General features: G+C 60.4%; 21 protein-coding genes. All 21 read right to left on the reverse strand.

Going from position 1 to position 22711, the window contains the following annotated elements:
- Positions 1-2109 carry a flagellar biosynthesis protein FlhA gene (flhA, locus tag D3879_RS17425; RefSeq protein ID WP_119955528.1) on the reverse strand — a complete coding sequence of 703 codons (2109 nt, stop codon included), beginning with the start codon at positions 2107-2109 and terminating at the stop codon, positions 1-3.
- A 297-nt stretch (positions 2110-2406) separates the two neighbouring features.
- Positions 2407-3543 (reverse strand): flagellar biosynthesis protein FlhB, encoded by a 1137-nt coding sequence (gene flhB / locus D3879_RS17430; protein WP_119955529.1) that lies wholly within the window; start codon positions 3541-3543, stop codon positions 2407-2409.
- A gap of 3 nt (positions 3544-3546) precedes the next feature.
- On the reverse strand, positions 3547-4323 hold the full coding sequence (gene fliR / locus D3879_RS17435; RefSeq protein WP_119955530.1) for a flagellar biosynthetic protein FliR: 777 nt from the start codon (positions 4321-4323) through the stop codon (positions 3547-3549).
- Between the two features lie 11 nt (positions 4324-4334).
- Positions 4335-4604: a flagellar biosynthesis protein FliQ gene (gene fliQ / locus D3879_RS17440; protein WP_119955531.1), complete on the reverse strand. Its 270-nt coding sequence runs from the start codon at positions 4602-4604 to the stop codon at positions 4335-4337.
- A 20-nt stretch (positions 4605-4624) separates the two neighbouring features.
- A complete protein-coding gene (fliP, locus tag D3879_RS17445) occupies positions 4625-5380 on the reverse strand; it encodes a flagellar type III secretion system pore protein FliP (protein ID WP_119955532.1) in 756 nt (251 codons plus the stop codon).
- On the reverse strand, positions 5380-5820 hold the full coding sequence (gene fliO, locus D3879_RS17450; RefSeq protein ID WP_177412455.1) for a flagellar biosynthetic protein FliO: 441 nt from the start codon (positions 5818-5820) through the stop codon (positions 5380-5382). The genes fliP and fliO overlap by 1 nt, the downstream gene beginning before the upstream one ends.
- A 3-nt stretch (positions 5821-5823) precedes the next feature.
- Complete coding sequence (gene fliN, locus D3879_RS17455; RefSeq protein ID WP_119955533.1) at positions 5824-6291, reverse strand: flagellar motor switch protein FliN; 468 nt, start codon at positions 6289-6291, stop codon at positions 5824-5826.
- Between the two features lie 67 nt (positions 6292-6358).
- Positions 6359-7324, reverse strand: coding sequence for a flagellar motor switch protein FliM (gene fliM, locus D3879_RS17460; protein WP_119955534.1), 966 nt, complete (start codon positions 7322-7324; stop codon positions 6359-6361).
- 9 nt (positions 7325-7333) lie between these two features.
- Positions 7334-7864, reverse strand: coding sequence for a flagellar basal body-associated protein FliL (gene fliL, locus D3879_RS17465; protein ID WP_119955535.1), 531 nt, complete (start codon positions 7862-7864; stop codon positions 7334-7336).
- 1175 nt (positions 7865-9039) lie between these two features.
- The gene (locus tag D3879_RS17470; protein WP_119955536.1) at positions 9040-10326 is read right to left on the reverse strand and encodes a flagellar hook-length control protein FliK; all 1287 of its coding nucleotides are present in this window, start codon (positions 10324-10326) and stop codon (positions 9040-9042) included.
- Between the two features lie 1011 nt (positions 10327-11337).
- Complete coding sequence (locus D3879_RS17480) at positions 11338-11700, reverse strand: Hpt domain-containing protein (protein ID WP_119955538.1); 363 nt, start codon at positions 11698-11700, stop codon at positions 11338-11340.
- Positions 11701-11730: 30 nt separating this feature from the next.
- Positions 11731-13428, reverse strand: a complete 1698-nt coding sequence (locus D3879_RS17485; RefSeq protein WP_119955539.1) for a fused response regulator/phosphatase — start codon at positions 13426-13428, stop codon at positions 11731-11733.
- A gap of 11 nt (positions 13429-13439) precedes the next feature.
- A complete protein-coding gene (locus D3879_RS17490) occupies positions 13440-13745 on the reverse strand; it encodes an STAS domain-containing protein (protein WP_119955540.1) in 306 nt (101 codons plus the stop codon).
- A gap of 91 nt (positions 13746-13836) precedes the next feature.
- Positions 13837-14286 (reverse strand): flagellar export protein FliJ, encoded by a 450-nt coding sequence (gene fliJ / locus D3879_RS17495; protein ID WP_119955541.1) that lies wholly within the window; start codon positions 14284-14286, stop codon positions 13837-13839.
- Between the two features lie 7 nt (positions 14287-14293).
- The gene (fliI, locus tag D3879_RS17500; protein ID WP_119955542.1) at positions 14294-15655 is read right to left on the reverse strand and encodes a flagellar protein export ATPase FliI; all 1362 of its coding nucleotides are present in this window, start codon (positions 15653-15655) and stop codon (positions 14294-14296) included.
- Complete coding sequence (gene fliH / locus D3879_RS17505; RefSeq protein WP_119955543.1) at positions 15645-16454, reverse strand: flagellar assembly protein FliH; 810 nt, start codon at positions 16452-16454, stop codon at positions 15645-15647. The genes fliI and fliH overlap by 11 nt, the downstream gene beginning before the upstream one ends.
- A gap of 8 nt (positions 16455-16462) precedes the next feature.
- Complete coding sequence (gene fliG, locus D3879_RS17510; protein WP_119955544.1) at positions 16463-17479, reverse strand: flagellar motor switch protein FliG; 1017 nt, start codon at positions 17477-17479, stop codon at positions 16463-16465.
- Positions 17472-19271 (reverse strand): flagellar basal-body MS-ring/collar protein FliF, encoded by a 1800-nt coding sequence (fliF, locus tag D3879_RS17515; protein ID WP_119955545.1) that lies wholly within the window; start codon positions 19269-19271, stop codon positions 17472-17474. Before fliF ends, fliG begins: the two co-directional genes overlap by 8 nt.
- 121 nt (positions 19272-19392) lie before the next feature.
- Positions 19393-19722, reverse strand: a complete 330-nt coding sequence (gene fliE, locus D3879_RS17520) for a flagellar hook-basal body complex protein FliE (RefSeq protein WP_119955546.1) — start codon at positions 19720-19722, stop codon at positions 19393-19395.
- Positions 19723-19991: 269 nt separating this feature from the next.
- Positions 19992-21404 carry a sigma-54-dependent response regulator transcription factor FleR gene (gene fleR / locus D3879_RS17525; protein WP_119955547.1) on the reverse strand — a complete coding sequence of 471 codons (1413 nt, stop codon included), beginning with the start codon at positions 21402-21404 and terminating at the stop codon, positions 19992-19994.
- Between the two features lie 6 nt (positions 21405-21410).
- The gene (locus tag D3879_RS17530; protein WP_119955548.1) at positions 21411-22625 is read right to left on the reverse strand and encodes a sensor histidine kinase; all 1215 of its coding nucleotides are present in this window, start codon (positions 22623-22625) and stop codon (positions 21411-21413) included.
- Positions 22626-22711 lie beyond the last annotated feature (86 nt).

The following is a 22711-nucleotide window of genomic DNA, read 5'->3' on the forward strand; positions in this document are numbered from 1 at the left end:
TCAGTTCTGACCCACCGTCGCAACGATGGTGACCTGCTTATTGTCTGGAATTTCCTGGTAGGCCAACACGTGCATATTCGGCACTGCCAGCCGTGCAAACCGCGAGAGCATCGCCCGAACCGGACCGGCCACCAGCAGAATCGCTGGCTTGCCGAGCATTTCCTGGCGCTGCGCCGCATCCACCAGGGAACGCTGCAGCTTCTCGGCCATGCTGGGTTCGAGGAGGATGCCATCCTCGGAGCCCTGCCCGGCCTTCTGTAGGCTATTGAGCAATATCTGTTCCAACCTTGGCTCAAGGGTGATCACAGGCAGCTCCGACTCTAGTCCCACAATGCTTTGCACGATTGAGCGGGCCAACGCCACCCGCACCGCGCCCACCATCGCGGCGGGATCTTGACTCTTCGGCGCGACGTTGGAGATGGCTTCGGCAATGGAACGGATGTCGCGTACCGGCACCTGTTCCTGCAACAACGCTTGCAGCACTTTGAGCAGGGTCGACAGCGAGACCATGCCTGGCACCAACTCTTCCGCCAACCTCGGCGAGCTTTTCGCCAGCAATTGCATCAACTGCTGCACTTCCTCATGCCCAAGCAGTTCATGAGCATGCTTGTGTAGCACTTGGTTGAGATGAGTAGCGACCACAGTGCTGGCGTCGACCACGGTGTAACCGAGGGACTGTGCCTGATCGCGCTGGGTCGGGTCGATCCACACCGCCTCCAGGCCGAACGCCGGATCTTTGGCGGCGACGCCATTCAGGGGGCCGAATACCTGACCAGGATTGATTGCCAGCTCGCGGTCTGGATAGACCTCGGCCTCGGCCAGGCTGACGCCCATCAAGGTCAACCGGTAGGCGTTCGGTTGCAGGTCCAGGTTGTCGCGGATATGCACCGAGGGCATCAGGAAGCCCATCTCTTGCGAGAGCTTCTTGCGCACCCCCTTGATCCGCGCCAACAACTGACCTCCCTGGTTGCGATCGACCAGCGGAATCAACCGGTAGCCCACTTCCAGGCCGACCATGTCCACCGGCGTCACGTCGTCCCAGCCGAGTTCCTTGACTTCCTGGGCACGCTGCGCGGGAAGCAGCTCCTGTTGGCGTTGGACTTCCTGCACCGCGTCTTCTTTGCCTTGGCGTTGTTTGTTGGCAATCCAGTAAGCCGCACCAGCCGCCACCAGGCCGAGACTGATAAAGGAAAAATGCGGCATGCCGGGCACCAGGCCCATGGCGATCATGATCGCCGCCGCTACCGCCAACGCCCGGGGCGAGGCAAACATTTGCCGAGTGACTTGCTCGCCCATGTCTTCCGAGCTGGAGACCCGGGTGACCATGATCGCCGCCGCAGTGGAGAGCAACAGCGAAGGAATCTGCGCCACCAAACCATCACCGATGGTCAGCAGGGTATAAATCCGCCCGGCATCGCCAAAGCTCAGGCCATGCTGGAAAATGCCAATCGCCATGCCGCCGATCAAGTTGATGAAGAGAATCAGCAAACCGGCGACCGCATCGCCGCGGACGAACTTACTGGCACCGTCCATCGAGCCGTAGAAGTCAGCCTCCTGGGCCACTTCGGTACGGCGTCTCTTAGCCTCCGCCTGCTCGATCAAGCCTGCATTCAGGTCGGCATCGATCGCCATTTGCTTGCCTGGCATGGCATCCAAGGTAAACCGCGCACTCACCTCGGAAATCCGTCCGGCGCCTTTGGTCACCACCACGAAATTGATGATCATCAGGATCGCGAACACCACGATACCGACCACGTAGTTGCCGCCGATCACCACCTCGCCGAAGGCTTGAATCACCTGCCCCGCCGCATCATGGCCGTCTTGGCCATGCAGCAGAACCACCCGCGTCGACGCCACGTTCAGGGCCAAACGCAGCAAGGTCGCAGCCAGCAAAATGGTCGGGAAAACCGCGAAGTCCAACGGGCGCAGGGCATAAATGGCGACCAATAGGACGACGATGGACAGTGCGATGCTGAAGGTGAACAGCACGTCGAGCAGGAATGGCGGGATCGGCAACATCACCATGCCGAGCATGACCAGCAACATCAGCGGTATGCCCAGATTGCCGTGGCGCAGACCGGAGAGGTTACTGCGCACGTTGCCAATCATTTGCGAGCGATCTACTGCCACATCCCTACCCCAGTCGATTCAATCTTTTGACGCGCGTCGCGTCTGCATCGCTGCTTTTGCAAGAAGTCGTCCAACTTGCGCAGAGAAGCCGAGGAAAAGATCAAACGAGACAGGCCAGGGGTTTGCACGGAGCCAGGCCGGGAGCAAGTAGGGTGGATTAGCCGCGCAGCGGCGTAATCCACCAAACCAGGCCAGCAGCCAGTTGGTTCTCGGCAGGCGGTGGAAGCCCCTCCGGGGATTCCACCCTACTGATCTAGCCGCTAACGAGGACTGGCTTTACTCGTCGCGGCGCAAATCCGGCGGGATCGGCAGATCTGGCAACGGCCCAGGGCGCTTACCTTTGCCTGCCTGGAACTGCCTGAGCTGGTAGACGTAAGCCAGCACCTGAGCCACCGCCAAGTAGAGGCCGGCCGGAATTTCATGATCCAACTCTGTGGAGTGGTACACCGCCCGCGCCAACCCTGGCGATTCGAGCACCATGACTTGATGCTGCTGGGCGATCTCGCGAATCTTCAGCGCCAGGAAATCACCGCCCTTGGCCAGCAAGACCGGGGCGTTGCCTTTCTTCGGGTCATACTTGAGCGCTACGGCGAAGTGCGTCGGGTTGGTAATCACCACGTCCGCCTGCGGTACGGCCGCCATCATTCGCCGCTCGGCCATCTCCCGTTGCATCTGCCGAATACGCTGTTTGACCTCGGGCTTGCCCTCGCTGTCCTTATATTCGTCGCGCACTTCCTGCTTGGTCATCATCAGCTTCTGGCGGTTATCCCAGAGCTGAAAAGGCACATCCACCGCGGCGATCAAGATCAGCCCACAGGCCATCCACAAAGCACTCCAACCCACCACCTGAGCACTGTGCAGGATGGCCATCTCCAGCGGCTCGTGAGCCATGGCCAGCAAATCGTCCTGATCGGACGAGAGCACCACCAGGGCCACCAGCAGGATGATGGTGAACTTGGCCAAAGCTTTCAGCAGCTCCAGCAACGCCTTGGCCGAGAACATCCGCTTGAGGCCTTCCCACGGGTTCATCCGGCTGAATTTAGGCTGCAGCGCCTGTGCCGAGAACAGCCAGCCACCGAGGGCAATCGGACCGAGGATAGAAGCCACCAACAAGATCACGAACAAAGGCAACAGCGCTTCCAGCGCGGTTTGTAGGGAAGACATGAACCACAAGCCCATGGAGCGGTCGTCCAGCAAGGCTTCGCGCGGCAAGGCGAAATTGGCGCGCATGATCTTGAGCAGCGAATCCCCCATGCTGCCGCCATACGCCAACAGACCGCCGACCCCAGCCAGCATGATGACCAGCGTATTCAGCTCGCGGGAACGGGCGACCTGACCCTTCTCCCGCGACTCACGGCGTCGTTTGTCTGTGGGTTCTTCACTCTTGTCCGCACCGCTTTCGCTCTCGGCCATGGTCTAAGACGCCTGCGCCAATTCGCGCAACAGTTGCAGAGCCTCAGTGGCCAACATCTGGTACTGAACGAGAATATCGGCCATGCCGATCCAGACGATGATCAAACCCAGCACCAAGGTCAGCGGAAAACCAATGGCGAAGATGTTCAACTGCGGCGCCGCACGGGTCATCACGCCGAAAGCCAGGTTGACCACCAGCAGCGCCGTGATCGCCGGCAGCACCAATAACAAACCGGCACCGAGCACCCAGCCAAGCCGGCCGGCCAATTCCCAGTAATGCTCGACCAGCAGGCCAGTGCCCACCGGCAGGGTCACGAAGCTCTCGGCCAGCACCTCGAATACCACCAGGTGGCCGTTCATGGCGAGAAACAGCAAGGTCACCAGCATCAGATAGAACTGACCGATCACCGCCACCGAAACACCGTTGGTAGGGTCGAGCGTGGAGGCAAAACCTAAGCCCATCTGCGTGGTGACAATCTGCCCGGCAATCACGAAGGCATGGAAAAACAGCTGCAAGGTAAAACCCAGCATGGCGCCGATCAGCACTTCCTGCGCGATCAACATGAAGGAGCGCAGATTGATCGCATCAACCTCAGGCATCGGCGGCAGCGTCGGCATCAACACCACACAGATAGCCAAGGATAAATACAACCGCACGCGCACCGGCACCAGCTGGGTACCAATGATCGGCATGGTCATTAGCAGTGCGGCGATGCGAAACAGCGGCAGAAGGAAACTGCCGACCCAACCGCCGATCTGCGCGTCGCTCAGCTCAAGCATTAGCGGGCTACCTAACCGATCAACAGCGGGATATTGGTATAGAGATTCTGGATGTACTCCATGAACTCACGGATCAGCCACGGGCCAGCCCAGATCAGGGTCACCAGCATCACCAGCAAGCGCGGCAAGAAACTCAGGGTTTGCTCGTTAATCTGCGTGGCCGCCTGAAACATGGCGACGATCAGGCCGACAATCAGGCTCGGTACGACCAATACTGCAACCATCATGGCCGTGAGCCATAGCGCTTCGCGAAACAGGTCTACGGCAACTTCGGGGGTCATATGTCTACTCCACACTCGCCCTACACACCACCGAAACTGCCGGCCAAGGTGCCGATGATCAATGCCCAACCGTCGATCAAGACGAACAGCATGATCTTGAACGGCAGCGAAATGATCAGCGGCGACAGCATCATCATGCCCATCGCCATCAGGATACTGGCCACCACCAGGTCGATGATCAGAAACGGGATAAAGATCATGAAGCCGATCTGGAACGCGGTCTTCAGCTCCGAGGTGACGAACGCCGGAACCAGAAGGGTCAGCGGCGCCAGTTCCGGGCTAGCGATATCGGTGCGTTTGGAGAGGCGCACGAAGAGTTCAAGATCGGATGAGCGGGTCTGCGCCAGCATGAAGTTCTTGATCGGCACTTCGGCTTTGCTGATCGCCTCCTGAGCGGGCAACTGCTCATTTATATAGGGCTGCAAAGCATCGCGATTAATCTGGTCGAACACCGGCGCCATGATGAACAGAGTCAAGAACAGCGCCAGACCAATGAGTATCTGGTTCGATGGCGTCTGCTGTAGGCCCAGAGCCTGACGCAGGATGGAGAAGACGATGATGATCCGGGTGAAACTGGTCATCAGCATGACGAAGGCTGGAATAAAGCTCAGCGCCGTCATGATCAGCAGGATTTGCAGGCTTACCGAATACTCCTGCTGCCCTGCGGCATTGGTCGACATCGTAATCGCGGAAATCGACAGTGGATCATCGGCAGCGAATGCCAAGGGCGCGGCCAGCGCAAACAACAGTGCCAGCAAAATGCGCAACGAACTCATCAAGACTTGTCCTTCTGATCCTTACCCAACAGCTCCATCAGACGCTGGGCGAACTCCGGCGTAGCGGACTCGCCGTCCGGCAGATGCACCGGCTCCTTGAGTACGTGCAGAGGGGTAATCCGCCCGGCGCTGAGCCCGAGCAAAATCTGCTCATCGCCCACCTGCACCAGCACCAAGCGATCACGCGGGCTCAGGGCTTGGCTGGCAACCAGCTTGATGACCCGGCCACCACGTGGACCAATCTGCTGCACCCGGCGCATCAGCCAGGCAAGCAGGAAAATCAGCCCGATCACCAGCAGCAGCCCCAGCAACAGTTGCACCAACTGCCCACCGATGCCGCTGTTGGCCAGCGGCGTTACCGCCTGCGTCGCAGGCTCGGCGGCCAACGCGCTGAGCGGCATGCTCAAGATAACGCCAAGGAATTTGTGCAATGTGTGCATGTTTCAGCGCAGCTTCTTAATACGTTCGCTCGGGCTGATCACATCGGTCAGGCGGATACCGAACTTCTCGTTGACCACCACCACTTCGCCATGGGCGATCAGGGTGCCGTTAACCAAGACATCCAAGGGCTCGCCAGCCAAGCGGTCGAGTTCGATCACCGAACCCTGATTGAGCTGCAGCAGGTTACGGATAGTGATTTCGGTGTTACCGACCTCCATGGAAATCGACACCGGGATATCGAGAATCACATCCAGGTTCGGTCCATCCAGGCTGACCGGCACATTGGATTTCGGTACGCTGCCGAACTCTTCCATCGGTGCACGGGGCGTCGAAGGCTCAGCCACAGCGCCACTCTGGGCCAGCATCGCATCAATATCGTCCTGACTAGCATCGCCAGCCTCGGAGAGTGCCGCCGCCCACTCATCGGCCAGGGCCTGCTCCTCTGGGGTGGTATGTGTGTCGTCTGCCATGGTGGAGGTCCTCGCCTAGCTCTAAACGGGTTACATCTGGATTAGGTTTAACGGTGCGTCGTCAACGTTACCGTTCGATCGGTTCTAACACTTGAAAAGCCAGGTTGCCCTTGTGCGCGCCCAGCTTGACCTTGAAGGCCGGCACACCGCTGGCGCGCATCACCACGTTTTCTGCCATCTCCACCGGAATCACATCCCCCGGCTGCATATGCAAAATATCCCGCAGACGCAGTTGGCGGCGGGCAATGGTGGCACCGAGCGGCACGCTGACGTCGAGAATGTCTTCGCGCAGGGCTTTTACCCAACGCTCGTCCTGATCATCGACATCCGACTGGAAGCCGGCATCGAGCATGTCGCGGATCGGTTCGATCATCGAATAGGGCATGGTGATATGCAGGTCGCCGCCACCGCCGTCCAGTTCGATATGGAAAGTCGAAACCACCACCACTTCACTGGGGCTGACGATATTGGCCAGCGCCGGATTCACTTCTGAGTTCATGTATTCGAAATTGACGTCCATCACCGCGTGCCAGGCTTCCTTCAGGTCGATAAAGGCCTGATCCAGGACCATGCGCACGACGCGCAGCTCAGTCGGGGTGAACTCGCGACCTTCGATCTTGGCGTGCCGACCGTCGCCGCCAAAGAAGTTGTCCACCAGCTTGAACACCAACTTGGCATCCAGGATGAACAGGCCGGTGCCACGCAGCGGCTTCATCTTCACCAGGTTGAGGCTGGTCGGCACATACAGCGAATGCACGTACTCACCAAACTTCATCACCTGCACGCCGCCGACCGCCACGTCTGCCGAACGACGCAGCAGGTTGAACATGCTGATACGGGTATAACGGGCGAAACGCTCGTTGATCATTTCCAGGGTCGGCATGCGCCCGCGGACGATGCGATCCTGGCTGGACAGGTCATAACTTTTGACGCTGCCCGGCACAGCCGCGTCTTCGGTCTCGACCATTCCGTCATCGACACCGTGTAAGAGGGCATCGATCTCATCCTGGGACAACAGGTCTTGGACGGCCATCGGCGGTACCTACTGTAAGACGAAGTTAGTGAAGAGCACTTGTTCGATGGCCACGTTCCCCGTCTCCTTCTGCGCAAGCTCTTGCACGCTGGCGGTCGCCAGTTGACGGAGCATTTCCTTGCCTACCGGGGTGGCCAACGAGTCGAAATCTTGACCGGAGAACAGCATCACCAAGTTATTCCGCAATACCGGCATGTGGACTTTCAACGCATCCAACAGGGCTTGGTCACGGGCCATCAGCGCGATACTGACCTGCATATACCGCTGCCGCCCTTTGTAGTTGAAGTTAACGATGAAAGCCGGTGTAAGCATTTCGTAGATGGCTGCTTGCTTTACTGGCGCAGCCTGCCCGCCACTGACCGTCTCAGGTTTCGCCTCATCCTGGTCGCCTTTGCTGAGGAAGAACCAAGTGCCCCCCACCGACAAACTGATTGCCAGCAACAGCACGAGAACTATCAGGATGATCAGCTTGTGTTTGCCTTTGCCAGCCGCTGGGGCTGCAGCATCTGGCAGGGTTTTCTCGATGTCTTTCTTAGCCATGCCAATAATCCGTCACTGATCGGAGTTCTATCCGCGTTCAAAGGGTTAGGAGCAAGTGTTATGCCAGCTTGAAAACCAAGCAGTCCAAGAAGCTGAAGGGCAGGCAAGTCAAAAGGGCAGAGGAAGCGCAATGTACAAGCAAGTACATGAGCATTCCGAGGCCATTTCTAGCGCAGCATGGCCAGGCGCAGGCGTTTTTAGACAGTTTCTAACTCAGAGCACCTAACTTGCGCAGCGGATATACCAGCCTGGCCAAGCGCTGTCACCCAAAACGAGTTCGCCCAGCTACCTGACGGTAACCGGGCGAACTCCGTATAGATCAGCGTGCGGTCAAATCTGCGTACTCGGCAACCGCCGGCTTGACGTTCTCCCTAACGGTCGTCCGAGCCTTTTTTATGGTTCTTCACGAAATTCCGGGATGGTGGCTAACACCGGATAGGCAAGAGGGTTGCAAGCGCTTTGCTGTTTGTTGGCCTTGAAGCGGTGCCCGGGCCATTTATCGCGCTGGCTGATCCTTGTGGTTGCGCCCCCTCGGGCGCCTCACTTTTCTTTGTTTGCGCAAAGAAAAGTAAGCAAAAGAAAGCGCACCCCGACATCCGGGTCTGCGCTGCGCTTCGACTACCCTCACTCCGGCACTGCTCCAGGGGCACGCCACGAAGGGACGTCCCTGTCCCTTCGTGCCTCGCTCCTCAGTACCTCCACTCAGCCTCCTGACGGGGACCCGGGGTGTCGCCTGCACGTTCATTAACCAGTTTGAAGCCTCTGCTGCCTAGTGGATTTGATACACAAGCTCGGGCGGGGACAGCGCCCCGTCAGGAGGCCGAGTGGAATCGTTGTGGAGGGGGTTGAGCGGCAGGGATGCCGCGAGAGCCGCGATGAGCCAGGGACGGCCCTTCGCGGCGTACCCCCGGAGCGACGATGGAGAGAGGGAACCCGTCGCAGGCGGGCCGGATGCCGGGGCTAGACCTTTTGGTTTCTTTTGGGGCAATGCCAAAAGAAACTCGCCCAGCAGGGCGAAACCGGGCTGTCAGCCAGCACGGCAAGCGCCCAATGACACCAAACGACAAGACAACACCCTCTTGCCTATCCGATGTTAGTCCTCATGTCCCCCGGCAATCCGTGAAGAACCGTTTTTAACGCAGCATCACCGAGTTCAGCGGATCGTGAACAGGCTCTCAGGCGTAGTAGTCCACCAACCCGCGACCGTGGGTCAGCATCGTGCTGCGCACCTCGCTCGCAGGTAGCGGCGCATCATCGTCAGCACTGCTCAGCCGATCGCGACCGGCACCGCCGCGGCTCTGAGCATCGCCGCCCTGCCCTTGCCAACCACGGTTCAGCGACTGGTCGGATACGTTGACATCGAGCATGTTCATGCCCTGTTGCGCGAACAACTCACGCAAGCGGTGCATCTGCCCTTCCAAGGCATCGCGCACTCCCGCGTTAGGGCTGGCGAAGGTGACCTGCGCCTGGTCCTGATGCAGATTGATCCGCACCTCCAGACGCCCCAGCTCAGCCGGATCAAGCTGAATCTCAGCGGATTTGAGGTTCTGGCTGGACAGCCACATCACCCGATCCACCACGGCCTCGCTCCAACCACCTTGCTGCATCGGCACCGGCTGGCCGGGGATCAAGGCCGCCCGCTGACTCTGCGTGGCCGGCTGAGCAACTGACTGGCTCAGGGCACCGAGTTTGCTGGCGAAGTTATCCGCACGGGCATCGCTCGGGCTTTCTTTCAGAGCGTCCAGACCTTCAGTTGCCAGTTCGCTGAGCGGCAGCTCTGTCTCGGCCTTAGCCTCGCCATTCAGCACTGTCGGATCGGCGAAAGCCGCCAGAGCATTGGCGAAATTCTGTCCAGCGCTCAGCGCCGTTTGCGTTGCCGTAGCATTCGGCGCGGCCTGTTGCTGCGCCGCGGCCTGCGCCTTGGCCCCGAGTTCGAGCGCCATCTTCACGGCTGGCAGCTCATTCAGCGCGTCCAACTCGGGATCATGACTCGCCTCGGTCATGCTCGCATGCCCCGAACTCGCGAGGCTACTTAGTACAGTCGGCAACCCGAGTTCACCCTCGCCCCCAGCTTCGGCTTCGGCGTTGACGGCAACCTCCACCTCCGTGGCGGGCTGTTGACCGGCCATCACCATCAACAGCAATGGATCTAGGGCCGGGTCGAGCTGTGCCGGATCGGTCGGCAAGGGATTGCCGCTTTCGGCAAGCACTGGTTCGCCAGCGGTTGCCACAGCGCCGGGATCTTCTTCGCGATCCGGCTCGCTGGTTTTGTCGCAGTTGGGTTTAGCCGACGCGTCGCTACGCTCGGCGGACTTTGCCTGACGCTCCTTGGCATACACCTGAGCGAAGCTGGCAGCCCCACTCTTGCTGGGCTCGGCCGGTTTCGCCGGGGCTTTCGCCGCAGACGCTTTGGGCTTTACCTCGGGTGCAGACTTGAGAAGCAGATCGGGGGCAACGGACATGGGCACTCTCCGTGCGGATGGGTCGTGCCAGGGATATAGCAAGGCTTGGGCCAAGTTTTTCGCGGGGCTTAAATGTGGCTCTTTCCGGAATTCCTGGGCAACTGTTAACACCTAAAACCGCATAGGCAATCTGGTCGCAAGAGCCCGGCTGTTTGTTGGCCTTGAGCTTGTACCCAAGCCGTTTAGCTCGCTGGCTGATGCTTCTGGTTGCGCCCCCTCGGGCGCCTCACTTTTCTTTGTTTGCGCAAAGAAAAGTAAGCAAAAGAAAGCGCACCCCGACATCCGGGTCTGCGCTGCGCTTCGACTACCCTCACTCCGGCACTGCTCCAGGGGCACGCCACGAAGGGACGCCCCTGTCCCATCGTGCCTCGCTCGGCGTCCTGCCTCGGCAATTGCTCCCGGCATTGCCCTACCTCCTGCATCCATGCAGTCGTCGCGTCCCCCTGCGCAGCACCTCCACTCGGCCTCCTGACGGGGACCCGGGGTGTCGCCTGTGCGCCTTGTGAAAACCTGAAGCCACCTGCCGTCTGGTGGATTGATACATAAGGTCGGGCGGGGATAGCGCCCCTTCAGGAGGCCGAGCGGAATCGTTGCGTAGGGGGTTGAGCGGCAGGGATGCCGCGAAAGCGACGACTGGCCATGGATGGCCCTTCGTCGCGCCCCCCCCCCCGGAGCGACGATGGAGGGAGGGAACCCGCCACAGGCGGGCCGGATGCCGGGGCTAGACCTTTTGGTTTCTTTTGGGGCAATGCCAAAAGAAACTCGCCCAGCAGGGCGAAACCGTTCTATCAGCCTGCGCGTCAAACGGCCAATGACTCGGAACTAAAAACCAACACCAGATTGCCTATCCGGCGTTAACCTTTCATGTCCCCGGTAATCCGTGAAGTACGTTAAATATTGAGTTGGACTACTGCTCTTCGTAGCGCGTCATGCCCGCGAAAGCCCCTCAAGCAAAAGCATTGCGATAGGTAAACGAATCAACCGCTCAGTCCACTAGATCTTGAGCAGGCGCTAAGTGCGTGGCATCGGGAAACGCTGCCGCTCGGACTTGAAGAGGATGCACACGATGGCAAACTCGCGCTCGATCTGTTCGATCAACTGCGACGTCTCGGCCAGAAGACCGCGGCGGCTGGCCACCTCCAACTGTTTGCACAACCCAGCCAGGAGCGGCGCACCCATGTTGCTGCAACTGCCCTTGAAGCTGTGCGCAGCCAACCGCAAGCTCTGCGCGTCACCGCCCTGCTGCGCGGCGTGCAGCAAACGCAGGCGCTCCTCAGAGTCGGCCAGGAAGGTATCCAGCAACAACGGATATTCGTCCTCCATGACGTCCTGCAAGGCGACCAGTACGGCGTTGTCGAGATGAACATCGGACACTTGGTCACTCCTTGATCAAGGATCTAAAAATTATGCCTGATCCGACCAGGAAAACTCCACGCTGACGCCCCGCCCATCATCAGGCCAAACGCAGCGCTCGGTCAGCTGTTGAACCAAGCTCAAGCCGCGCCCACATAGGCTGTCCGCCACTTGCTGCTGCTCCAGCACACGTTGCACATCGAAGCCCTGACCACTGTCCTCGACCCGCACGATCAACCGGCCACCGCCAGGTTCCGGCAGCAGTTCCAGGTGAAAACGCACGTACCCCTCGCTCAGGTTGGCCAGGCGTGCGCTACGTTCACGGTAGTAGTCGGCGAAGCCCGTGGCGTCGCATTTGAGCGCCGAATCCAGACCCAGAACACCGTGCTCCAGCGCATTCGAGTAGAGCTCGGCCAGCACGCTGTACAGCGCCCCACCCTGGACACGCAACCCCTGTACTTCGAGGAGCAATTGCAGCAGGAACGGCAGCGGATTGAAGCGTTTGAGGGTTTGCGCACGAAACTCAAAACTTGCCGACCAGTCCAGCGGACTGCTCTGCCCGCTGTCGGCGAACGCCGGCGGTGGTCGAGGCAAGGTGCCGGCCTCAACCAGGCAGACCTCGACCATGCTGACATCATCCTGCGCCTCGCCACGGAAGCTGGTCAGCGCCTGTTGGATTTCGTCGAACAGCAGATCAGGCTGCCGATTGGCCGCGAACACCGCCAACAGGCGTTCCTCGCCAAACAATTGGGCAGCGCTGTTACGGGTTTCCAGCACCCCGTCAGACAACAAGAACAGCCGGTCACCCAACTCCAGCGGATAGATCTCACAGCTGTCATCAAAGGTCGCCGGCTCCAACACACCCAATGGCAAATGCCGTGAAACCAACGGAATCCGCTCGCTATTAGCAATGCGGTGCAGATAACCATCCGGCAGGCCACCATTCCAGACCTCGACCACCCGCCGCTGAAAGCTCAGGTTAAGCAGTGTGGCGCAGCAGAACACCCCCCGTGGCAGGATGCGTTTGAGCTTGGCATTCACCTCGCGGAGGATTTCCGCCAAGGAGTAACCCTTGGCGGTCATGCCGTAGAACACTTCGGCCAGCGGCATGGCGCCAATCGCTGCCGGCAAGCCGTGGCCGGTAAAATCGCCGAGCAGCACATGCATGCCGCCAGAAGGCTTGAACGCCGCTAACAGCAGGTCACCGTTGAACACGGCATAAGGCGATTGCAAGTAGCGGATATTCGGCGCGCTCAGGCATCCGGAGTGCGCTACTTTGTCGAATACCGCCTTGGCCACCCGCTGTTCGGTCAGCAGGTGCTCGTTGTGTTTGGCGATCAGATCGCGCTGCTCCAACACGGTCGCTTGCAGGCGACGCAGGCGGTCCATGGCCTTGATCTTGGCTTCGAGAATGACCCGGTTATACGGCTTGGCGAGAAAGTCGTCGCCACCGGCCTCCAGACACCGAACCAAGGCCTCGCCTTCGGTCAGCGAGGTGAGGAAGATGATCGGCACCAGCGCTTCGCCGGCCGCTTGCTTAATCCGTCGCGCCGCCTCGAAGCCATCCATCACCGGCATCAAGGCATCCATCAGCACCAGCTGTGGCCGCTCGAGTTCGAACAGCGCCACCGCCTCCAAGCCATTGCTGGCGGTCAGCACCTGATGCCCCTGACGATTGACGATGGTCGACAGCAGCATCCGATCGGCAGCGTTGTCCTCGACAATCAGGATGGACAGACGCTCGGCCATCAGTGGATGTCCTATGCGATTTTGAACAACTGTGCGAAGTTGGAAATGGCGAGAATCTTGCGCACATCGGCATTGCAGTTGATCAGGCTGATCTGCGCATGGTCGCCACCCGCATGGTCACGCAGCAGCAGGAGCATGCCAAGGGCCGAACTGTCGAGGTAGGTGGTGCCCTCGAGGTCGACGACGTAACGCTTCGGGCTGACATTCACCCGCTCGTAGGAGTCGCGAAACGCTTGGTGCGCGCCAAAATCGAAACGTCCCTGGATCCGGATGCTCAGCTCTTGCCCATCGGCTGAGGGCAGCGAAGTGATGGCCATGTAACACTCCCTATGCAGCAGAAACCCATAATTTTATGCGCGGTGCATACTCTGATGATGTAGCACCGCGACTCGCCAGCAGCAACCGCAATCAGCCGTGCTCACGTCCGATCAGCCGTTGCGACAACTCATCGAGCAACTTCTGCTCCCGTTTATCCGCGGCCACACGCGCCTCGTCAAGATAACGCTGAACTAACTTGCGCAGGCCTTCCAGCCGCGCATAACGCTGCTGCCAAAGCTCACGGGCCTTGTGCAGATTATCGCGGTTCCAGGCCACACTCTGGCTTTGTTGGCTAATGGCCGTTTCCAACTGCGCGAGAAAGCGCTGGTAGTTCATCAGCCATTGCCCGGAGACGCCCTGACGGCCTTCAGTGAGCCACTGCTGTTGGTAATCCGCCAGGTAGCGATGCAACTCCCCCAGCTTGCCCTCGGCCTGACTCAAGAGTGTCTGACAGCGACCAAGCTGGCGGGCCGCCTCGCGCTCATCACGCTCGGCCATATCAATCACCGGCGTTAATCGCGTTGCTCGGCTTTGCGCCATTTAAACCTTAGCCTCTCGGCGCCGCAGGGTTGAAGACTGCGGCCAACTGCGCCCTGCTTTGCGCCAAACTTTCATTATCGTCCAAGCCCTGACGCAGGTATTGAACCATCGCGGGATGACGGGCAATCGCCAAGTCGGTTTCCGGATCGCCGCCCGGCACATAAGCACCCACGCTGATCAGATCGCGACTTTGCTGGTAGCGCGACCACAGCTGCTTAAAGCGCTGGGCGTTGCGCATATGCTCGGCATCCACGACCTGCGGCATCACCCGGCTGATCGAAGCCTCGATGTCGATGGCCGGATAATGCCCCTCCTCCGCCAAACGCCGCGACAGCACGAAGTGGCCATCCAGCACACCACGAGCCGCATCGGCGATCGGATCCTGCTGGTCATCGCCTTCGGACAGGACGGTGTAGAACGCCGTGATCGAGCCCCCGCCCTGCTCGGCATTGCCGGCACGCTCCACCAGCTTCGGCAGTTTGGCGAACACCGACGGCGGATAGCCCTTGGTCGCCGGTGGCTCGCCGATGGCCAGGGCGATCTCGCGTTGAGCCTGGGCAAAACGGGTCAGGGAGTCCATCAGCAACAAAACGTTTTTGCCCTTGTCGCGGAAATATTCGGCGATGCGCGTGCAATACATCGCTGCGCGCAAGCGCATCAGCGGCGCATCGTCGGCGGGCGAGGCCACCACCACCGAGCGCTTGAGTCCCTCCTCGCCGAGGATTTGCTCGATGAACTCCTTGACCTCGCGACCGCGCTCGCCGATCAGCCCGACCACGATGATCTCCGCCTCGGTGAAGCGTGTCATCATGCCCAGCAGCACGCTCTTACCCACGCCGGTACCGGCAAACAGGCCGAGGCGTTGACCGCGGCCGACGGTCAACAGCCCGTTGATGCTGCGGATGCCAACGTCCAACGGCTCGTCGATCGGGTGACGCTTGAGTGGGTTGATCGTCGGGCCATCGATCGGCACCCAGTCTTCGGCCTTCATCCTGCCCTTGCCGTCCAGCGCGTTGCCGACGCCATCCAGCACCCGGCCGAGCATCGACCGCCCCATCGGCAGGCGGCCGCTGTCCGGCAGCGGCACGACACGGGCGCCAGGAGCAATGCCGGCCAGGCTGCCGACCGGCATCAAGTAAATCTTGCCATTGGAAAAGCCCATCACCTCGGCCTCGACCTGCACCGGGTGGTAGCTGTCATCGTTGATCACCAGGCAGCGACTGCCGAGAGCGGCCCGTAGACCTTCAGCTTCCAGAGTCAGGCCGACCATGCGCAGCAGGCGACCCTCCACCACCGGCTGGCTGGGCAGCCGCACCGCCTCGCTGTAGCCGCCCAGCCGCTTGGCGAAGCTGATGCGCTCAAGGCGCATGAGGCGGCTCTTGGCTAGCGGCAAGATCCAACCGAATATCGGCGGCGGCTGGGTGCGTGGCTTGCTCGCGCTGCTGCTCGAACAATTGCTTGAGCGCCTGCGCCAGACGGGTTTCGATGCTCGCATCGATCTGGCTGTGCTCAGTCTCGACCCGGCAACCGCCCGCCTGCAAGGCTTCGTCTTCGAGGATGCGCCAGGTCTCTTCGTGGCGTTCGCGCAGGGCTTTGACCACGTCAAAATCTTGTGGGTTGATATGGATCCGCACATTGTCCGCGCCCATCGGCAGCAATTTCAGCGCCTCACGCAGGACTTGGCGAATCTGGCTGGAGTCGGTACTGAGCTCGCGCTGGATCACTTGCCGGGACATATGACTGACCAGGTTGACCAAGGCTAGTTCTAGCTGCTGATCCTGTTCGGCGATGGGCTCGAGCAGTTGCGTCATCAGCAACTCAAGGCTCGCCAGTTTGGCATTCAGCGCAGCGTCGGCCTCCTGTTTGGCTTTCAACTGGCCGGCGTGGAAACCATCTTTCTCGCCGGTGGCGAAGCCTTCGTTGTAGGCTTCCTGGCGGATCATCTCCAACTCGTCCAGCGTCAGCGGCTTGACGGTCTCCAGCGGCACGTCTTCGCTTTGACTGGCCGCCTCCGGCTCACTCGAGGTAGCGGTCTCGCCAGTGGCTTCGGCGGGCTCCTCGACTACCGCCAGCGCCCCTTCGGGGTCAAAGCTCGGCAAGGCCCAGCGATCAAAAGCGCTGACATCCTTGGCGCGAATCAACTCGCTGGGAGCATCCTTGTTGACCATGCCGGACCTCAGACCATTTCTTCGCCGCCCTTACCACCGAGGACAATCTCCCCGGCTTCGGCCATACGGCGGGCGATGGTGAGAATTTCCTTCTGCGCGGTCTCGACATCGCTGACGCGTACCGGCCCCCGGGCTTCCAAATCGTCGCGCAACAACTCGGCGGCGCGCTTGGACATGTTCTTGAAGACCTTTTCCCTGATCGCCTCGTCCGCGCCTTTCAACGCCAGCACCAGCACATCGGAAGACACCTCGCGCAGCAGCGCCTGGATGCCGCGGTCGTCGACGTCGGCCAGATTGTCGAAGACGAACATCAGGTCTTCGATCTGCGTCGACAGATCCTCGTCGACTTCGCGGATCGAGTCCATCAACTGGCCTTCGATCGAGCTGTCGAGGAAGTTCATGATGTCCGCCGCGCGCTTGACGCCACCCATGGTCGCCCGGGTGGTATTCGCGCTGCCGGAGAATTGCTTCTCGAGGATCAGGTTGAGCTCTTTCAGCGCCGCCGGCTGCACCGTATTCAAGGAAGACACGCGCAGGACGATATCCAGGCGCACCTTGTGATCGAAATGACCAAGCACCTCGCCGGCCTGATCCGGATCGAGATACGCCACCACGATGGCCTGAATCTGCGGGTGCTCATAGCGAATCACATCCGCCACGGCCCGCGGCTCCATCCACTTCAGGCTGTCCAGGCCACTGGTGCTGCCGCCCAGCAGAATGCGGTCGATCAGGCTACCGGCCTTATCTTCGCCCAGCGCCTGGGTCAGCATCTTGCGGATGTAGCTGTCGGCACCGACGCCGACACTGGTCTGGTCGCCGACCGTCTCGACGAACTCACCCATCACCTGCTCGACCTGCTCACGCTGCACATTACGCATGTGCGCCATGGCCACGCCGACCTTCTGCACTTCCTTGGGGCCCAGATGACGCAACACTTGCGCGGCATCGGTCTCACCGAGGGAAAGCAGGAGAATGGCGGCCTTTTCGACCTTGTTCAGTTTGGTGGCGACGCGGTTATCACTCATCAGCGTTAATCCACTCTTTGACGACTTGAGCTACCCGGCCCGGGTCTTCAGCTACCAGGCCCTTGATCGCATTCAGCTGCGCATCATACCCCTCGGTGGGGCTGGGCAGCAGGATGCTCTGCGGCCCGCCGAGGCTGACCCGGTCAGCCGACAGCTCACCGTCCAGACCGCCCATCTCGCCCAGCTCGACGTCGCCACTACGGCCACCGCCAAGCAAGGCATGGCCTTTGCCACCACCGGTAATATTGTTCAGCACTGGCCGCAGCACCCCAAACACCAGCACCAGAATAAACAGGACGCCGAGCACCTGTTTGACCACATCCCAGAACCACGGCTGGGTATAGAACGGAATTTCAATCAGCTCCTCACCCGGCGTGGCCATGAAGGCGGTATTGATCACGCTCACACTGTCGCCACGGCTGGCATCAAAGCCAACGGAGTCCTGCACCAAGCGGGTGAAGCGCGCCAAATCGGCCGCAGCCCAAGGTACTCGGGTGGTTTCACCGGTTTTGGCATCGGTTTTCAGTTGATCGTCCACCACCACCGCCACCGACAGTCGGCGCAGACGGCCCTGCTGCTGCTTCGTATGGCTGATCGAGCGATCCAGTTCAAAGTTGCGGGTGGATTGTTCACGCTTGTCCGCCGGATACGGCGCCAGCTTCGCCTGGCCGGTCGCCGGGTCGATAACTTGCTGGCCATTCGCATCCAGCAAGGGCTGGCCAGCCGCCACCGGGCCCGCTGGAGCCGCTGCCGGTGCTGCATTGGCTTGCGCCGGTGCAGTCGTCGGCCCTGGCGGCTGATTACTCAGCGCACCTGGCACGCCTTGCGGTGGCAGGCTGCTCTGGCGTTCTTCATTGACCTTTTGCTCGCTACGCAGCGCCGGTTGATCCGGATTGAACATCTCCGAGGTGGACTCCACCGCGCTGAAGTCCACATCGGCGGACACTTCGGCCTTGTAACGACCGCTGCCCAATACCGGCTGCAAGATATTGTCCACGCGCTGGCTGAACATGCTTTCCATGCGCCGGCTGTAGTCGAATTGCTTGCCGGCCATGCTCAGCTCGGACAGTTCCTGCTGGTCGGAGAGCAGATTGCCCTTCTGGTCGACCACGGTGACCTGCGACTTGCTCAGCTCAGGCACGCTGGTGGCGATCAGGTTGACGATCGCCATCACCTGGCTCGGCTCCAGCGAGCGCCCCGGATACAGTTCAACCAGCACCGAAGCACTGGGTTTACGCTCATCGCGAACGAACACCGAGCTCTTCGGAATGGCCAGGTGCACGCGAGCTGCCTTGACGTTGTTCAGACTGGAAACGGTGCGCGCCAACTCGCCTTCCAGGCCACGGCGATAACGGGTGGCCTCCATGAATTGGCTGGTGCCAAGGCCTTGTTCCTGGTCAAGGATCTCAAAGCCGACATTGCCGTCGCGCGGCGCTACCCCAGCACTCGCCAGCTTCAGGCGGGCACGGGAGATATCTTCGGCTTTGACCAGCAAAGCCCCGGAGTTAGGTTCGATGGTGTAGGCGATATCAGAAGCGGCCAAGGTTTCGGTCACCTGCTTGGCATCCATCCCTTCGAGGCTGCCATACAACGGCCGATAATCCGGCTGTTGCGACCAGAGCACCACGGCAAAACCGATCGCCACGCTGGCTGCCAGACCGACCAACAGGCCGACCTGTCGCAGCATGGTCATCTCGGACAGGTTTTCCAGAAAGGCCAGCCCGAACAGCGGCTTTTTCGGCTCTCCGGCTTCTGCCTTGACGGGTACGTTACTGATCGCTGCGTCTGCCATCTCTCAATCTCACTCCTTTATTCCGGTCCCAGATCACTCGTACTGCGAAGACAAACCGAGGACAGTACAAGCAGTTCGGCGAGTCGGCGTCGACAAAGGCACGGGTGATGTGGGGCCAGAATTAAACCGGCATCTGCATGATGTCTTGGTAAGCCTGAACAATCTTGTTGCGCACCTGGGTCATGGCCTGAAAGGACACGCTGGCTTTCTGCGATGCGATCATCACATCGGACAGATCAACTCCGCTTTTGCCGACCTCGAAGGCTTCAGCCAGTTGGTTAGAAGCCTGCTGAGTCTCATTCACCTTGTTCACAGCCTGACCGAGCAAGTCGGAGAAGCTCGGTGCGCCCGCTTCGGGCGTGCTGACTGGCGGCTTAGTCCGCGCCATAGCCTCCATCTGCATGGAGCGCATTTCCAACATCAGGCGATTGAATTCAATACCCTGGCTCATAACCTATCTCCAGTGACCGCGGTTTTTTTGACGTTACGCGGTGCTCTGATTAGGTAAGTGCAACAAGGGTGCCAGAAAACCCAGGCAAGAAATGGCCCGCACTAGGCGGGCCAAAGAGGGGGTTATAAAAGATGAGTGGGGTGGAATCTCCGAAGGAGCTTCCACCGCCTGCTAGTCCGATTTGGTGGATTACGCCGCTGCGCGGCTAATCCACCCTACCTACTACCTACTTGACCGAGCAGAGAGTCTCTACGACCTGTTTTTACAGCTCAACTGGCGAACAGATAAGCCTCGACATCCATCCCGGCATCACGCATCTGCGCCAGCTTGTAACGCAGGGTGCGCGGGCTGATGCCTAAGCGCTCCGCAGCCTCCTTCCGGCGGCCACGCTCGGAGCGCAGGGTATCGATGATCATCTGGAACTCATGCCGGCGCAGGTCGTCACCTAGCGCATTGGCAGCTTCAAGGTTATTGGCCTCGGGCAGGCGCGACGCGCTCGATGGCACCACAGCCAACACCGGGGGCGCTGAAACAGGTGACGTCGCCAGACCGATCGGGCCATTCAGGCAGAGATCCTGCGGCTGAATCAAACCACCTTGCTGCAAGATCAGCGCACGTTGAATCGCGTTATCCAGCTCACGCACGTTACCCGGCCAGGGATAGCCGAGCAGACAACTCTGCGCCTCCAACGATAGGCGCGCGGCGGCGTGATTCATTTTTTTTGCGTGCTTGGCCAACAAACGCTCGGCCAGCGGCAGAATATCGGCAGTCCGCTCACGCAGCGGGCGCCAGGCCAGTGGGAAGACCGACAAGCGATAGAAGAGGTCTTCACGGAAGCGCCCAGCCGCCACTTCACCGGCCAAGTCGCGGTTACTGGTGGCTAGCACACGGATATCCAGCTCGATCGGTTTACGCGCTCCGACCCGCTCCACTTCACGCTCCTGCAACACCCGCAAGAGCTTGGCTTGCAGACCGAGGGGCATTTCAGAGATTTCATCGAGCAGGATGGTGCCACCCTCAGCCAATTCGAACTTGCCTGGTTGCGCGGCGATGGCCCCGGTAAAGGCGCCCTTCTCATGGCCGAACAGCGTGGCTTCGAGCATGTTGTCGGGAATCGCTGCACAGTTGATCGCGATAAAGGGCTTGCTCGCCCGCGGTGACTGCTGATGGATATAGCGCGCGAGCACCTCTTTACCCGTACCGGACTCACCGGTAATCAGCACCGTGGAATCACTCTGGGCCACGCGCGAGGCCAGCTCCAACAGCTGCCGGCTAGCCGGCTCCAGCGCTACCGGGCCGTCACTTTCCGCCGAACTCAAACGACCAAGGGCGTGGCGCGCCACCAGATCGAGCAACGCCTTCGGCTCGAAGGGTTTAACCAGGTAGTCCGCCGCGCCTTGACGCATGGCCTCGACTGCCCTCTCGACCGCGCCATAGGCCGTCATCAGCAGTACCGGCAATTTCGGGTAGCGGCTACGGATCAGCGCCAGCAACTGATGGCCGTCCATGCCCGGCATATTGACGTCGCTGATCACCAGGCTAAACGTCTCGCCGTTCAGTGCCTCGAGCGCAGCTTCAGCACAATCCACCGCCCGGTAGTCATGCCCGCCGATCTGCAGGGTATCGGCCAGAGCCTCGCGTAGCGCACGGTCGTCTTCGACCAATAGAACTTTGGCAGCCATGGACACTTACTCCTGAATAACCGTTGGCGCCGCAGAGATCAGCGGCAACACTAAAATGGCGCACGTGCCACGCCCCGCACGCGAGCGCAGCTGCAACTCGCCTTGATGCGCACGCGCCACCGCCTTGACCACTGCCAGGCCGAGGCCGGTACCGGTGGTTTTGGTGGTAAAGAAGGGTTCGCCCAAACGCGCCATAGTCGCGGCATCGATGCCTGGGCCGTTATCGCTGATGCACAGTCGTAGGGTCGTGCCGCGCGCATACAGATGAATCTTCAACTGCGCCTCGCGGCCGGCTGCCTGGATAGCGTTCTCGACCAGGTTAAGTACGGTGCCCACCAAGGTATCGCGGTTGCACAGCAGCTCGCCGGCGTGGCTATCGCACTGCCATCGCACCGCCATGTCCCTGACATGCGGTTCTGCGGCAGAGCGCAGCGCGTCAAATAACGCCTTTGGCGCCAGACGATCAGGCAGCGGCAGATCGCCACGGGCAAACACCAGCATGTCACGCACTTGGTGCTCCAGCTCATGCAGGCGCTCTTTCAGGCGCCCGGCAAAGCGCTGCTGCTGTTCGACAGGCAGCACTTGCTCGGCCAAGTGGCTGGCATAGAGCAAAGCGGCGGAAAGCGGTGTACGGATCTGGTGCGCCAGGGAGGCGACCATGCGTCCAAGAGCGGACAAGCGCTCATGGCGGGAGAGCTGATCCTGCAAGCGCCGGGTTTCTGTCAGATCGGTAAGCAGCACCAGTTGCCCTGGCTCGGCAGACAGCGAGCGAGTGGCAATCGACAGACGCCGGCCATCTTTAAGAGAGATTTCGTGACCATCATCTTCACGCGGCGCGAAATTACGGGCGATGACTTGGCGCCAGAGCATGCCGACCAGCGGCTGACCGAGCAGATTGCGCGCCACCGGATTGGCTTCCCGCACCACGCCCTGGCCATCGATCACGATCACACCGCCAGGCAGCAGGTCGAGCAGGCTTTGCAGACGGTGGGCCAGACGCTCCTTTTCCGCCAACTCCTGCATCCGCTGCGCGCTGACCAGAGCCAGTTGGCCTTTCAGCTCAGTAACCCGCGCCTCCAACAAGTTGTAGGAATCACTGAGCTGAGTCGACATCTGATTGAACAGGGCGAACGCCTGCTCAAGACCGGCACGACTGGCCTGCTCCAGGGGAGCGGCAGTGTCCGGTTCAGCGGTGTGGGATTGGAGTGCGGTTGGGTTCATGGTCCTCTCTCGCGCGGCGAGCCGTCATAAGACGGTCAGTCGAGAGAGGACTAGCAATACCCGTGCCTAAAAAATTAGGCTTATTT

This window comes from Pseudomonas cavernicola (assembly GCF_003596405.1).
In the GTDB taxonomy this organism is placed as follows: Bacteria; Pseudomonadota; Gammaproteobacteria; order Pseudomonadales; family Pseudomonadaceae; genus Aquipseudomonas; species Aquipseudomonas cavernicola.